This window comes from Dellaglioa sp. CoH-57-MRSF-17, from assembly GCF_056782015.1.
The window spans coordinates 31,579-45,512 of the sequence record NZ_JBXAXY010000003.1; the positions used below are offsets into that span (position 1 = coordinate 31,579).

Consider the following 13,934-nt stretch of genomic DNA (forward strand, 5'->3'; position numbering starts at 1 on the left):
GATTAATATTCATTACGGAGTTGAACTTCATAATGTTTTCACTAGATTACACGTTACGTTTTGAAAGGGGTAAAGATAAGAATGATTGAATTTGAAAAACCAAATATTCATAAGATAGATGAAAGTCCTAACTATGGTAAATTTGTTGTAGAACCACTTGAACGCGGTTATGGTACGACATTAGGTAATTCACTTCGTCGGATTCTATTATCTTCCTTACCAGGCGCATCTATTACTAATATTCAAATTGATGGTGTTTTACATGAGTTTTCAACTATTGAAGGCGTATTGGAAGATGTTACTCAAATTATCTTGAATATTAAGAAAGTTGCTTTGAAGTTAGCTGCTGATGAAGACCAATCCATCGAAATTGATGTGAAAGGTCCCGCAGAGGTTACTGCCGGTGACATCATTGTAAACAGTGATGTTGAAGTATTAAATCCCGACTTGTACATTTGTACAGTCGCAGAAGGTGCATCTTTTCATGTTCGCATGAACGCTAGCAATGGTCGTGGATACGTATCTGCTGATCAAAACAAAGCGGAAGATATGCCAATTGGCGTATTACCAATTGACTCCATTTATACCCCAATCGAACGTGTGAACTACCAAGTAGAAAAAACACGTGTTGGTCAAAAAGATGATTATGACAAATTGACACTTGATGTTTGGACTAATGGTTCAATTACACCAAGCGAAGCCATTAGTTTGTCGGCTAAAATTTTAACTGAGCATTTGACTTTATTTGTTGATTTAACCGATGAAGCTAAAAATGCTGAAATTATGGTTGAAAAAGAAGAAACACATAAAGAAAAAATGCTCGAAATGACGATTGAAGAACTTGATTTATCAGTTCGTTCATACAATTGTTTGAAACGTGCTGGAATCAACACGGTTCAAGAATTAACGAATAAATCCGAAGCTGACATGATGAAAGTCCGTAACTTGGGCCGTAAATCATTGGAAGAAGTTAAAGCTAAATTAGCTGCGCTTGATTTATCATTACGTCATGATGACTAATATTATATAGAGGGAGGGAAACTATTCATGAGTTACCGCAAATTAGGACGTACAAGTTCTCAACGTAAAGCAATGTTACGTGATTTAACAACAAGTCTTATTATCAACGAACGAATTGTGACTACTGAAGCTCGCGCTAAAGAAGTACGCAAATCTGCCGATAAAATGATTTCTTTAGGTAAACGTGGTGATTTAGCTTCACGTCGTCGTGCTGCTGCTTTCGTAAGAAACACAGTTGCTGACGTGAAAGAAGATGGTGACGATGTCACTGTTCAATCAGCATTACAAAAATTATTTTCTGATGTAGCTCCTCGTTACGCTGAACGTAATGGTGGATACACTAGAACTATGAAAACAATGCCTCGTCGTGGCGATGCCGCACAAATGGTTATTATTGAATTAGTATAATTCGTTAACAGATAATTTTTCACTTTGATTGATGATTAAAAACAAACGTTATGATGATGGAGTAATCTTAGTCTAGTTTGAAGGTTCTTCACATTTGTGATTTGCCGGTCATCCTTCATAGTGATTTTTTATTGTCTAATGAGGTCTGAAAAAAGGGTTCTGAACACATTTTAATAATGTGTTCAGAACCCTTTTTTTATGTGCTAAAACCTAGTATGATAATAGTATTCTTAATCTGTTTAGGGGGTAATGTGATGGCACAAAGTTCAATACAACTTTACCGTTATGATAGTAAATATTTATCGGAAATAACGACATTATTCAACCAAACAATTCAAGAGATTAACCGACAAGATTATTCACAACTAGAAATTAATGAGTGGGTGCAGAATAATCCAGATCTGAGTGCATGGCATAAACGATTAAGTGAATCATTTACGCTACTTGCCATCAAAGATTTAAAGGTCATAGGATTTGGTAACCTTGAAGTAACAGGACATATTGATATGCTGTACGTAGAGAGTTCTATGATTCGACAGCATATCGGAGCGCTTATTTTAACAGAATTAACAAATTACCAAAGGAATGAATTACAAATAAATGTACAAACGGTAGAGGCTTCAATAACTGCTGTCTCTTTTTTTGAACATTATGGGTTTAAAATTATAAAAAGATAAGATAATTATCGACATCAACAAAATCTAGTTAATTATCAAATGGTGAGAGAAATTTAGCTTAAAATGCAGTTCTTAGCGCAATATAAAAAGGTGTGACTAAATGGCTGTTTATTGTTAATTAAGAGCTTAAAAGTACAAAAAATGCATTTTAGATGTATGTTGTATAGATAGGACAACTATAAAGAGTAAAAGTATAAATACACTGAGTTCATTTTGGCCTGTGATATAATGCAAAACGTAAGTTATCTTGTGAATTGTGAGGACAGTAACAATGACTGAATTAATTAAAGTTGATCATTTAAATTATCAATATGAAGCACAAAAAGAAATGAGTGAAATGGCACTTAAAGATGTGTCCTTTACGATTGAAAAAGGTGACTGGGTTGCAATTATTGGTCATAACGGTAGTGGGAAAAGTACATTATCTAAAAATATTAATGGCTTGCTAGCACCTCAATCAGGTGAAATCACAGTAGATGGCCTTATTTTATCACCAGAAACGGTCTGGGATATTCGTCGTAAGATTGGCATCGTTTTTCAAAACCCAGATAACCAGTTTGTGGGAGCAACTGTTGAAGATGACGTTGCATTTGGACTTGAAAACAATGGAATAGAACGTAAAGAAATGCAAGAACGAGTCAGAGACGCGCTTGAACGTGTAGATATGTGGGAGTTTGCGGCCAAGGAACCTGCTAGACTATCTGGGGGACAGAAACAACGTGTCGCAATCGCTGGAATTGTCGCTCTAAGGCCAGAAGTTATCATCTTGGATGAATCAACTAGCATGTTGGATCCAGAAGGTCGTGACGAAGTTTTGAGCCTAATACATCAACTCAAAGAAGAACGTGGGCTAACAATTATTTCAATCACGCATGATATTAATGAAGCGGCAAGTGCTGACAAAATTATGGTTATGGACAAAGGCGAGCTGGTAAAAGAAGGCACACCTGCTGAAATTTTTGCACTTGGTGAACAATTAGTAGATATGGGATTAGATATTCCATATCCAGAACGCTTAAAAGTCGCGCTTAAAAAACGTCATTTTGACATTCCGGACGACTATATGACAGAGGAAGGTATGGTAGATTGGTTATGGCAATTAAATTCAACGAAGTAGCCTTTACCTACCAAAAAGGGACACCTTTTGAAAGTCGGGCGCTACATAATATCAATCTTGAAATTGAGGACGGCTCATTTACAGCAATTGTTGGACATACAGGTTCTGGTAAATCGACCCTATTGCAACATTTAAATGGCCTATTAAAACCAACTGAAGGTAAAATTACAATTGGGAATCAAATCATTACACCAGAAACGGCCAATAAAACGTTAAACGATTTACGAAAACAAGTTGGCATCGTTTTTCAATTTCCAGAAGCACAATTGTTTGAAGAAACGGTTATTAAAGATGTGGCATTTGCGCCAAAAAACTTTGGTAAAACAGATGAAGAAGCTGAGAAAATAGCGACAAAAATGTTGAAGTTAGTTGGATTACCAGAGAATATCTATCAGCAATCACCATTTGACCTCTCTGGTGGTCAAATGCGTCGCGTAGCAATCGCTGGAATTCTGGCTATGGAACCTAAAATCTTGGTTTTAGACGAACCCACAGCAGGATTAGATCCTAAAGGTCGCGTTGATATGATGGCAATGTTCGAAGAACTTCATCGTGAACAAAATTTGACGATTATTCTCGTAACGCATCAGATGGATGATGTGGCAAATTATGCGAATCACGCTATTATCATGTCAAAAGGAACGATTATTAAATCGGGCACACCAAGAGAAGTTTTTGCTGATCCAGAGTTCTTATTAAGTAACCATTTGAACGTGCCAACAACAACGTTATTTTCAAAAAAATTAATTGAAAAAGGCTTTGAATTCAAGGAGATGCCTTTAACAGAGAATGAATTAGCCGACGACCTCGTCACGCTGCTAAGCCAAAATGGAGGTCATGACGCTAATGAATAAGTTGATTTTTGGACGTTACATAGCGGGTGATTCACTCGTTCACCGCATGGATCCGCGTGCTAAATTAGTTTTGAGTTTTTATTTTGTTGGAATAATCTTTATGGCAAATAATTGGCAAAGTTTTTCTATGCTTTTAGTTTTTACGTTAGGATGTATTTTAGCGTCAAAAATTAATATGAGTTTCTTTTTAAAAGGTGTCCGGCCATTAATTTGGCTGATTATCTTTACGGTTGCTTTGCAAATGCTATTTTCAAGTGGTGGCCAAATGTACTGGCATTGGGGGATTTTTAAAATTTCTCAATTTGGTGTGACAAATGGATTATATATTTTTTGCCGATTTATTTTAATTATTTTTATGTCAACATTATTGACGTTGTCAACGGCACCACTCCAACTAGCAGATGCGATTGAATCTTTATTAAAACCACTTAAAGCAATCAAATTTCCAGTTTATGAAATTGCGTTAATGTTATCAATCGCGTTACGTTTTGTCCCTACATTAATGGATGAGACAGAAAAAATTATGAACGCTCAACGAGCTCGAGGTGTGAACTTTGGTCAAGGGTCGCTAATTAAACAAATGCAATCAATTATCCCGTTGTTAATTCCGCTATTTGTAAGTTCGTTCAATCGTGCCGAAGATTTAGCGATTGCCATGGAATCTCGTGGTTACCAGGGTGGAGAAGGTCGAACAAAGTATCGTATTTTAAAATGGCGGACGGCTGATACGTTAGCTTTTGTTTTATTCGCTATCGTTACCGTTGCATTAGTCTACCTCAAAAATTAAGGATGAATAAATATGTCAGTACGTTTTAAAATTACCGTTGCTTATGATGGCGCAGCTTTTGCAGGGTTTCAGAGGCAGCCAAACCAACGGACGGTTGAATCTGTCTTAGAAAAAGCAGTAACAATTATGAGTAAATCAGAAGTACCAGTTAGAATTTATGGTTCAGGCCGAACAGATGCTGGCGTTCATGCCTTAGGACAGGTTTTTCATTTTGACTTCATGCATGAAATTCCGGAAACTAGCATGATGAGAGCATTGAACAGTTTATTGCCACTGGATGTTCAAGTTAAAAAAGCCGAACTTGTCAGTGATGATTTTCATTCACGCTATAGTACGCATGGTAAACGATATATGTATCGTGTTTCTCAAGGTGAATTTACCGACCCATTTAAACGCTTCTACACGGGTCATTATAAATACAAGATAGATATCGCCAAAATTGAAGAAGCATTACCTGATTTAGTTGGCGAACATGATTTTTCTAGTTTCGTGGCGGCAGGTAGCCAGGTTACAGATCACGTTCGGACGATTTATGAGGCAACCGTGAGAGAAGATAAAGAAAACCATGAAATTATTTTTGAATTTTATGGAAATGGCTTTCTGTACAATATGGTCCGAATTTTAGTCGCTACACTCCTAGAAATAGGGAACGGCCGGCGTCCGGTTCATGATATTTTACGGTTATATGAAGTAAAGGATCGACAACAAGCTCGAGAAACAGCTCCGGCGAGTGGATTATATTTAAAAAAGGTTTATTATCCGGACGAATTAGGGTAATATAGAAGTTATTGACAATATGAATACTAAGGCAATTTTAAATCTGAAAAGGTGTTATTTATTTGTGGGATGCCCATAAATTAGATTGACAAATTGACTTTTAATAGTTAATATTATAAATGGTATTGTTTGCCCCACTGATAGGCCCCGGAAACTTATTTGAGTGTCAAACAAACAACATGAAAAAACGGAGGAAACAATCGTGCGTACAACTTATTTAGCAAAAAAAGGCGAAATAGAACGTAAATGGTATGTTATTGATGCAACTGATATTTCTTTAGGTCGCTTATCAACTGTCGTTGCTTCTATCTTACGCGGTAAAAACAAACCAACATTCACACCTAATGTGGATACTGGTGATAACGTTATTGTTATCAATGCAGAAAAGGTTGGTTTAACTGGTCACAAAGCTGACAGAAAATTATACCAACATCATACAGATCATCCAGGTGGTTTAAAAACTCGTACTGCTGGTGATTTCCGTGCCAACGATCCTGAAAAATTGATTGCTTTCTCTGTTAAAGGTATGCTTCCAAAAGGTACTCTTGGTAAAGAACAAGCATTGAAATTACACGTATATCGTGGTGCAGAACATGATCAACAAGCACAACAACCAGAAACTTTAGATATTACAAACTTAATTTAAGGAGGCAATTGAAATGGCTCAAGTCGTATATTCAGGAACAGGTCGTCGTAAAAACTCAGTAGCTCGCGTACGTTTAGTACCAGGTACTGGTAAAATTACTATCAACAACAAAGCAATTGAAGATTACATTCCATTTGCTAACTTACGTGAAGTAGTCTTACAACCATTTAACGCTACAGAAACATTAGGTAGTTATGATGTTTTAGTTAACGCTAATGGTGGTGGCTTCTCAGGTCAAGCTGGCGCAGTTCGCCATGGTATTGCTCGCGCATTACTTACAGTAGATCCAGATTTCCGTGCAGCTCTTAAATCTGCAGGATTACTTACTCGTGATCCTCGTATGAAAGAACGTAAGAAACCAGGTCTTAAGAAAGCTCGTAAAGCAAGCCAATTCTCAAAACGTTAATATATATTTATATCGATATTTTGAAGCACTTCACAAAGCAATTTGTGAGGTGTTTTTTTTGGTATATTGCAGTTGTCACTGGTGAATATTTTTGGTTCTATTGCAACTATTGTTGGTGAATATATTATGGAGGGTGTTGTCACTTTGTGACAACGCCTTTTTTATGTACATAATCCTCATTACAAAGAAAATGTGTTTCCTAAAATTACTGAAATCGTAGGCATTACGTTTAATATGTTTCAATTCATTGTTAGTTTCTTAAAGTTGGCCACTAGAATAACGTAGTAGCCTAATAGAGATGCCCGCCATCCGTAGCTAACAATTTGATTATGTTGAGAACTCTGCAGGGGTGTCAGGCATTTTTGAAGGTAATCTAAAGTACCATAAACTCCGATGACTGCTGGATTAAGGAGTGCTTTCAGCAAATTTCATATTTAGTAAAACCTTAGTATTATTTGTCATAGGAGACTCTTTTTAGTGTCATACAAAAAAATCTGTTGCCAGTGATAGATTTTTCTATCACTGGCAACAGATATTGTAGACCTTCTATTTATATATATATTAACTTTGGCTGTAAACCGCGGTCACTGAGTTACTACTTGACCAAACAACAATCAGATTCTGCTTGTTCGTTTCTTCACCAGTATTAACACCATATTCGTGACTAGTCCCTTTGGGATAGAACATGACGGACCAATTAATAGAAACATCACTTGCATTACTTAAGCTGGCGGTTAAGATATTATTAGCAACTTCAAATTTCGTCGCATGCAGCCCATTCTGATCTTTTAAGCCAGCTTTATTTAATGTAAACGAAGATGATGACACTAGACTATCTTTAGTAATATTTAACGGCTGAACATCATCAAGTGGTAAGTCGCGTCCCCGTGCTTCTAACTTCACAATTTGCCACTGACCGACGATACTGCTGTAATCACTGACTTGAATTTGATCTAAATTCATCTGTTTTGGTTGATTTACTTCTTTGGCAGGCGTCTTTTTAATCGTATTTACTTTTTTTGACGACTGCGCTTTTTTCTTATCTGACACGGATTCTTTTTTTGGTTGATTTACTTCTTTAGTATGCGTCTTTTTAGTTGTATCTGCTTTTTTTGACGACTGCGCCTTTTTCTTATCTGACACGGATACTTGTTTTGGCTGACTTGTTTGCTCAGACTGTGACTTTTGTTGCCCACACGCTGTTAATAAAGCAACCATTACGATACTAGTCATTACAAGTAAAGGCTTCTTCATCTCAATTCCTCCTTACAATAACGAATTAGTGTTTACGACGGCGCGTTCCTGCAAGTCCAAAGAGACTAACGGCACCAACAAGAGCTGCACCAATCACTGAAACGACTGACGAATTAGTTTCGTCAGTTTGTGGTAATACCGAAGCACCTAATATTTTAGCGTTATTGATTTCTGAATGATCAGCAGCTTTAAGACGTGATGTTGATGTATTATTGCTTGGTGCAACAATACCATTGTTGTCAGTCGTGTCTTTAGCTGTTTCACTACCTTTAGCAACAACAGAACCAGTTACGTTACCTTTATCTGAACCATTGTCTGAACCTGTTACATGACCAGTATGTGAACCAGAATCGTTATCAGTACCAGTTGATGGTTTGTCAACATTGTTCAAAGCATCTTCGATGTCTTTTTCATGTTGTAATTTAGCTAATGCAGCTTGTGCATCGTCTAAAGCTTTCTTAGATGCATCAGCGATTGCTTGTAACTTCGCATATTGTGCATCGTCAGCAACGGAAGCAGCTTGTGCATCTTCGGCAGCTTTAACAGCCTCGTCGTATGCTTTTTTAGCAGCTTCAACAGCTTTTGTTGCGTCAACTAAGTTAGCTTCAGCATTCTTTAAGTCATCTAAATGATTTGTTTTTTCGCCAAGTGCGTCTTGACCAGCTTTTAAAGCTGCTTGAGCGGCACTTAATTTAGCAGTTGCATCTTTTAATGCAGTTTTAGCAGTAACTAATTTAGCATTAGCTGCGTCTAAAGTCATGTGTTTTTGAGCTTGTGTTGTTTTAGTTGTAGCTAAGGCAGCTTGTGCATCTTTTAAAGCTTGTTGTTTTTGAGGCATTGATGCATTTAAATCATCAACAACTGTTTGTGCATTTTTAACAGCTACAGTAGCAGTTTTAACATCGTTTTGTGCTTTAGTTAAGGCTGTGTGTGCTGTTGCTTGTTTTGTTTTAGCAGTTGCTAAAGCAGTTTTAGCTGTAGCTAAGGCTTGGTTAGCTTTAACTGTTTGTGATTTAGCTGCTGCAAGAGCTGCATCAGCAGTTTTTGAAGTTGCTGTTTTAGCAGTAACGTCGCTTGCTAATTTATCAATTTGAGCTTGACTGACAGTTCCAGATTCAACAGGTGTAGTGCTAAATTTAGAAGCGTCGTTAACATCATAGTCATCAACAAAGTTAAAGAAACTTGTTAAGAAGATATTACCGTTAGATTGTTTAAATTGACCGAAGCCAAGACCGAACCATGTGTTATTGGCAGGTGTATATGTTGCCATAATGCCAGCAACACTTACGGCATGGCCCCATTCACCCCCATTGAATAAGAAGGCATTCATTGAATCATAGATAGATTTCTTGAAAGCATCAAGACTAAGATTCCAACCATTTTCAGATGATTTATCGAAGATAGTATTCATATCTTGTTGTGTTAAGTATGTTAATCCCATACCGTTAGCAATGCTGTTGTTTAATGCATTGTCATGACCATCATCAGGATCGTTATTCTTAGATGTATAAGCATCGCCGATTGATTGACCTAATTTTTTAGAACCTTCTGAGACTTCAACTTGTGTGCTACCAAAACGGTCACGCACTTCATTTAATAATTGTTTAGCATATTCATTTAAGTCATCAAGATATTTGTTTAAATCTGATTGGTTGTTAATATGAACAGTTTTATCTTGGTCATTTGAAATGTAGCCGCCATTTAATGCCCATTCTTTTTCAGTTGCAGCTGTTAAACTGTCAATGACATCTTGATAATTAGCGTCAGCTGATGAAGCATCTGAATAAGCCTTTAAGGCATTAATGTAGTCTTGGCTTAAGTTGATGTGATTTTGGTTAGCTTGATGATTACCTTGTTGTTTCTTAGCATCATCTAATGCTTTTTGAGCAGTATCTTTAGCTTTTTGAGCAGCGTCAGCTTTAGCTTTAGCATCATTTTGTTGTTTGTTAGCATCAGTTACGCCAGTTTGAGCGTTATTAACATTGTTTTGTGCGTCAGCAATATTCTTGTCAGCTTGGTCAGCACCTTTTTGAGCATTGTCTTCAGTTGTTTGAGCTTGATCCAAGTTATCTTTGGCATTGCTTAAATTCTTGTCGGCTTCGGCTGAACCTTTGCCATCAAGGTTATTTTGAGCATTATCAACGTTTTCTTGAGCTTTATCAGCATCTTTATCAGATTGGTCAGCACCTTTTTGGGCTTCATCAACGCCAGTTTGAGCATTATCGACATCTGTTTTACCTTTATCAACATCTGTTTTAGCGTTATCAACGTCTTGACCTAATTGGTTATTTGTTTTGTCTTGTTCGTCAACTGCATCTTGAGCGTTATTGATAGATTCATCAGTTGCGTTATCAGCAGTATTTTGCGCATTTTGTTGATTATCAACAGCACTGTTTAAATCTTCTTGTGATTGATTAGCATTTTCTTCAGTTTGACCAGCATTGTCTTTAGAAGCATCGGCTGTGTCTTTAGAAGTATCAGCAGCACTTTGATCTTTGTCAGCTGTATCTTTGGCATTATCAACGTCAGTTTGAGCGTCTTTAATATCGTCATCTAATTTTTGACTGTTAGATTGAACTGTTTGAGTATGAGTTGTTTCAGTTGAGTCGGGTGTAGTTGTTGCAGCGTTTGCCGTTGTTGTAGCACCAACGACAGTAACTCCAGCGATTAATGCACTTGATAATAAAGTAATGTTTGATTTTTTCATAATATAAAATATCCTCCCAATAAATTAATAATTATTTAGCAACCTGTTCAAATTTTAACCCCTCTAATAAAAATCCGAAGCCCATCATTTGTGAACCAGTTACGGAATTAAGTGTAAATGTTTTTTTATCTTTGTCTAAACTAGCTTTCATTGTATAATCATCAAATTTCATGGTAAGTTTACCGTCTTCAATTTCATAAGTACCTTGGTCTGACTTTTTATCAGTTTCAACTTTAGTCACAGTGTTTCCTTTAAACTTCAACTCAAATTTGGAACCACCCATGTCGGAAATATAGCTTCCATCCATCTTATTTGAATTGCCCATCATAAACATAGCCACAATAATAACTATAGCTACTATACTGACACCGGTAATAATATTTGCTTTTTTTGACATTTTTTCTCCATTTTTATAAATTTAATATAATAAATCTTATTTTCTGAACGAATTAAATGCACTGACGGTTGAGGACATAGCTGCCAAGCGTGCATTTGAGGCAATATCTTGTTGTAAGCCTCTCATTTCTTCCTGCATTGAAAGTTGAGTTTCTTGGAATTGTTGTGTTTCTAAAATGTTAAAGGCTTCTTGCAAATCACGTGCCCGAGTTTCATCAATTAATTTCCAAAGACGAAAAATATCGAAATAGTTGTAGAATTTCTCTGGGAATCCTTGCTTGCCTGCAATATAATCTTCATTTGCCATTTCAGCGTCCAAGTCTGCTAAGGCTTGTGTTTTAGATTCATTACCCGGCATAATATAAACAAAATATTTAAAAGCAAATAGCGCGATAACAGCAATGATGAATGGCATCGCCGCACTTGTCTGACTAGTAATCATAAAAAGAACAATTAAAACGACTAATGCGATGATTATTCCTCGAAATTTTTTCTTACCTTTTTCAATCTTAGCCTCTGCTTCACGAATTTGTTGTTGGATAACTGCAGCTCCCGCTGTAACACTTCTTTTTGCCATTAAAAAATCTAAAAGTTCTTCTTTATTCATAATTTTCTCCCTTTTCTTTGAACGAATTATTAACCAACCTTTACCAAACGATCCCTATAAAATCTCCTCCCCCAAAAAAGTAATTTATATCTTGCACTATCTTCACATGATATATTTTATCTCAAAAATATACTCAATACTACCTTTTTATGTAACTTTATAGGTATACTGAGAGCTTTGAAAGTGTGCGCACTTAATTTATCATTAAACATATGGATAAATAGGAGCGATTTATGATTATACTTGTGGGCACTTTCATTCGGAAAAAGCGAAAAGAATTAGGACTTACAATTGAAGAATTGGCAGAAATGGCGGACGTATCCGCCAGCTATTTGGCTCGACTCGAAAGAGGACAATTAGACGATACGAGTACAAGAAAGTTGGAACTAGTTCTGAATGCCTTACAATTAAATTTGGCTGATATATTAATGAGTAATGATTTTAACGACATTTATACGCCCGAATTAATTAACAGATTGAAAAGCATGACCACAGATGATAGAATGCGTATCTCTAAAGCGTTACTGGAAATCTTGAAATAGAAATTGATTAGACATATATTAAATGGGTAGAGAGTGTGTAAAGCATAAAAAAAGACACCATTAATGGTGTCTTGACTAGTCTATTTTATGGTGTTAATTTTATCTCGTATTATGGATTTTATTCAATGTTGTTCCTTTTTCAATATTGTAAAGTATTGATACAAGTGGATTCAAATAGATAAGATTCCATGAAGTATTAATCGATAATTCTCAAAACGCTAATATATATTTATATCGATATTTTGAAGCACTTCACAAAGCAATTTGTGAGGTGTTTTTTTGTATGGATTTTAAGTGTATAAAATATTCTAGTTCGGAATCTACGAAAATTTCTAAATTCAAAACCAACGCGTTTAATGACCTTAATTTTATTGTTTATTCCTTCTAAAGGACCGTTAGTATAATAATAGCCAAAATTATTTTTAATCTCAGAATGGTGACAAAGCAACGTTTCAATACTTTTAAGCATTTCTTCAGAACACCTTTCGGTGTTTCTAACTGTAAAATCATAAGATTTCCAGTCCTTCAACCGAATGGTTGATCTTATTTGGTTCATGAGTTCATATGATTTATTTAGTTCAGGATGAATCGCTAATAAATGATCAACGACATTTGTTTCTGTTGTTAGGTATGGGAAATAAGTCCATTTCTTGAAATTTTTAAAATCTAAGGTTTCAGAAGGTTTTAACAGGAGCTTCCAGTAACGTTTTAGTGCTTTGTAGTCTTGTGATGATTTTGAAAGTTCTTTCATCAGTCTAATTCTAGTTTTAGTGAATCCACGATTCACTGAATTGATAATATGAAAGGTATCTATGATGACAATCGCGTTAGGAAAGACTTCTTTGGCTAGTTTAGGATAGGTATAATTCATATCAGTTACGATAATTTTCACGTTTTTTCTAGCTGCAGCTGAGTAACGATAAAAATAACGTTCTATTTGATAGAATCTTCTAAAAGATAAAAGTTTGATTAATTCATGGTTACTAGCATCCATAAATTCAAAACTCATGGCATCTGTAGCTGATTTGGTACTCTTGACTTCGTCAAGTAGGAGTACTTTAGGTAAAAATTTATAATTAGGTTTAAAATCACGTTCAAAGGTCATTAAAATACGACCTACAAAGGAATCAGGATTCGAAATTTCATTAGCAATATGAGTTAAAGAAACGGATTCCGCTAATTTAGTTAAACAGAGCTGTTTAGATAGATTGGAAATCGTACAATTTTTAGGAACCACACTTGTTTGGACAAGGAAGTATGACTGCCGCTCATGACAGCTAAAGTATCTTCGTTTGAGTGATAAAATGATACATTTACCAAAAAATTTAGGGTAGCGTATGGGTGTTTGACGCCAACTATACCTGATAATCTGTCCTTCGTTTTTAATATCACAATTTGGACAATCCCTTCGGCTGGTAATCAAGAACACGGTTAAATCGAGTGACACCGTCATTAGAAGACTGATAATCAACAATCGTTAGACTACTGTCTTTTATTTTAAGCCAAAATTTAGTATGATTAGGCATGCGGAGAGTTCCATCTTTCTTATTAATTCATCTGTGGTGGTTGAGGGATAATGAACATGGATGAACTCGTAACCAAAAGTCTTATGACTTTTGGCTTTTTTTTGTTATTATACAAAAAAACTGTCATCAGTAATAGTTTTTACACTAGTCCCAACAACAGATAGTACAGAGCCTTTTTATTGTATTTAAAATTTAAAGATATTTCCTTCT

General features: G+C 35.8%; 15 protein-coding genes. 10 read left to right on the forward strand and 5 right to left on the reverse strand.

Going from position 1 to position 13,934, the window contains the following annotated elements:
* Nucleotides 1-81 precede the first annotated feature (81 nt).
* From AC1RPJ_RS03910 to rpsI, 9 genes are all read left to right on the forward strand, one after another.
* Nucleotides 82-1,020 (forward strand): DNA-directed RNA polymerase subunit alpha, encoded by a 939-nt coding sequence (locus AC1RPJ_RS03910; RefSeq protein ID WP_409022032.1) that lies wholly within the window; start codon nt 82-84, stop codon nt 1,018-1,020.
* A gap of 27 nt (nt 1,021-1,047) precedes the next feature.
* Nucleotides 1,048-1,428 carry a 50S ribosomal protein L17 gene (gene rplQ, locus AC1RPJ_RS03915; protein WP_057974617.1) on the forward strand — a complete coding sequence of 127 codons (381 nt, stop codon included), beginning with the start codon at nt 1,048-1,050 and terminating at the stop codon, nt 1,426-1,428.
* Between the two features lie 254 nt (nt 1,429-1,682).
* Entirely contained in the window at nt 1,683-2,105 is a 423-nt protein-coding gene (locus AC1RPJ_RS03920) for a GNAT family N-acetyltransferase (protein ID WP_481761613.1), read from the forward strand.
* Between the two features lie 271 nt (nt 2,106-2,376).
* Nucleotides 2,377-3,222 carry an energy-coupling factor ABC transporter ATP-binding protein gene (locus AC1RPJ_RS03925; protein WP_481761612.1) on the forward strand — a complete coding sequence of 282 codons (846 nt, stop codon included), beginning with the start codon at nt 2,377-2,379 and terminating at the stop codon, nt 3,220-3,222.
* Complete coding sequence (locus AC1RPJ_RS03930; RefSeq protein ID WP_481761611.1) at nt 3,198-4,076, forward strand: energy-coupling factor ABC transporter ATP-binding protein; 879 nt, start codon at nt 3,198-3,200, stop codon at nt 4,074-4,076. Before AC1RPJ_RS03925 ends, AC1RPJ_RS03930 begins: the two co-directional genes overlap by 25 nt.
* Complete coding sequence (locus AC1RPJ_RS03935; protein WP_481761610.1) at nt 4,060-4,863, forward strand: energy-coupling factor transporter transmembrane component T family protein; 804 nt, start codon at nt 4,060-4,062, stop codon at nt 4,861-4,863. Before AC1RPJ_RS03930 ends, AC1RPJ_RS03935 begins: the two co-directional genes overlap by 17 nt.
* Nucleotides 4,864-4,875: 12 nt before the next feature.
* Nucleotides 4,876-5,640 carry a tRNA pseudouridine(38-40) synthase TruA gene (gene truA, locus AC1RPJ_RS03940; RefSeq protein WP_409022037.1) on the forward strand — a complete coding sequence of 255 codons (765 nt, stop codon included), beginning with the start codon at nt 4,876-4,878 and terminating at the stop codon, nt 5,638-5,640.
* A 202-nt stretch (nt 5,641-5,842) separates the two neighbouring features.
* A complete protein-coding gene (gene rplM / locus AC1RPJ_RS03945; protein ID WP_057974611.1) occupies nt 5,843-6,286 on the forward strand; it encodes a 50S ribosomal protein L13 in 444 nt (147 codons plus the stop codon).
* A gap of 13 nt (nt 6,287-6,299) precedes the next feature.
* The gene (gene rpsI, locus AC1RPJ_RS03950) at nt 6,300-6,692 is read left to right on the forward strand and encodes a 30S ribosomal protein S9 (RefSeq protein ID WP_409022038.1); all 393 of its coding nucleotides are present in this window, start codon (nt 6,300-6,302) and stop codon (nt 6,690-6,692) included.
* Nucleotides 6,693-7,253: 561 nt separating this feature from the next.
* Here the strand turns inward: rpsI and AC1RPJ_RS03955 are convergent.
* From AC1RPJ_RS03955 to AC1RPJ_RS03970, 4 genes are read right to left on the reverse strand one after another with little or no spacing between them, the layout of a single operon-like run.
* Nucleotides 7,254-7,946 (reverse strand): DUF6287 domain-containing protein, encoded by a 693-nt coding sequence (locus tag AC1RPJ_RS03955; RefSeq protein ID WP_481761609.1) that lies wholly within the window; start codon nt 7,944-7,946, stop codon nt 7,254-7,256.
* Nucleotides 7,947-7,971: 25 nt separating this feature from the next.
* Complete coding sequence (locus tag AC1RPJ_RS03960) at nt 7,972-10,653, reverse strand: SEC10/PgrA surface exclusion domain-containing protein (protein WP_481761608.1); 2,682 nt, start codon at nt 10,651-10,653, stop codon at nt 7,972-7,974.
* A gap of 31 nt (nt 10,654-10,684) precedes the next feature.
* On the reverse strand, nt 10,685-11,050 hold the full coding sequence (locus tag AC1RPJ_RS03965) for a hypothetical protein (RefSeq protein ID WP_481761607.1): 366 nt from the start codon (nt 11,048-11,050) through the stop codon (nt 10,685-10,687).
* A gap of 36 nt (nt 11,051-11,086) precedes the next feature.
* On the reverse strand, nt 11,087-11,656 hold the full coding sequence (locus AC1RPJ_RS03970; protein ID WP_481761606.1) for a hypothetical protein: 570 nt from the start codon (nt 11,654-11,656) through the stop codon (nt 11,087-11,089).
* A gap of 233 nt (nt 11,657-11,889) precedes the next feature.
* On the opposite strand from AC1RPJ_RS03970, the gene AC1RPJ_RS03975 reads away from it, so the two are divergent.
* Nucleotides 11,890-12,198 (forward strand): helix-turn-helix domain-containing protein, encoded by a 309-nt coding sequence (locus AC1RPJ_RS03975; protein ID WP_481761605.1) that lies wholly within the window; start codon nt 11,890-11,892, stop codon nt 12,196-12,198.
* Between the two features lie 229 nt (nt 12,199-12,427).
* On the opposite strand, the gene AC1RPJ_RS03980 is transcribed toward AC1RPJ_RS03975, so the two are convergent.
* Nucleotides 12,428-13,672 carry an ISL3 family transposase gene (locus AC1RPJ_RS03980; protein ID WP_481762816.1) on the reverse strand — a complete coding sequence of 415 codons (1,245 nt, stop codon included), beginning with the start codon at nt 13,670-13,672 and terminating at the stop codon, nt 12,428-12,430.
* Nucleotides 13,673-13,934: the final 262 nt, after the last annotated feature.

Bases quoted from the DNA above. Each gene is read 5' to 3' on its own strand.
- rpsI (WP_409022038.1), top strand. From the start codon at position 6,300: ATGGCTCAAGTCGTATATTCAGGAACAGGTCGTCGTAAAAACTCAGTA.
- AC1RPJ_RS03970 (WP_481761606.1), bottom strand. From the start codon at position 11,656: ATGAATAAAGAAGAACTTTTAGATTTTTTAATGGCAAAAAGAAGTGTT.
- AC1RPJ_RS03955 (WP_481761609.1), bottom strand. From the start codon at position 7,946: ATGAAGAAGCCTTTACTTGTAATGACTAGTATCGTAATGGTTGCTTTA.
- AC1RPJ_RS03965 (WP_481761607.1), bottom strand. From the start codon at position 11,050: ATGTCAAAAAAAGCAAATATTATTACCGGTGTCAGTATAGTAGCTATA.
- AC1RPJ_RS03925 (WP_481761612.1), top strand. From the start codon at position 2,377: ATGACTGAATTAATTAAAGTTGATCATTTAAATTATCAATATGAAGCA.
- rplQ (WP_057974617.1), top strand. From the start codon at position 1,048: ATGAGTTACCGCAAATTAGGACGTACAAGTTCTCAACGTAAAGCAATG.
- AC1RPJ_RS03975 (WP_481761605.1), top strand. From the start codon at position 11,890: ATGATTATACTTGTGGGCACTTTCATTCGGAAAAAGCGAAAAGAATTA.
- AC1RPJ_RS03920 (WP_481761613.1), top strand. From the start codon at position 1,683: ATGGCACAAAGTTCAATACAACTTTACCGTTATGATAGTAAATATTTA.
- truA (WP_409022037.1), top strand. From the start codon at position 4,876: ATGTCAGTACGTTTTAAAATTACCGTTGCTTATGATGGCGCAGCTTTT.
- AC1RPJ_RS03910 (WP_409022032.1), top strand. From the start codon at position 82: ATGATTGAATTTGAAAAACCAAATATTCATAAGATAGATGAAAGTCCT.
- AC1RPJ_RS03935 (WP_481761610.1), top strand. From the start codon at position 4,060: ATGACGCTAATGAATAAGTTGATTTTTGGACGTTACATAGCGGGTGAT.
- AC1RPJ_RS03930 (WP_481761611.1), top strand. From the start codon at position 3,198: ATGGCAATTAAATTCAACGAAGTAGCCTTTACCTACCAAAAAGGGACA.
- AC1RPJ_RS03960 (WP_481761608.1), bottom strand. From the start codon at position 10,653: ATGAAAAAATCAAACATTACTTTATTATCAAGTGCATTAATCGCTGGA.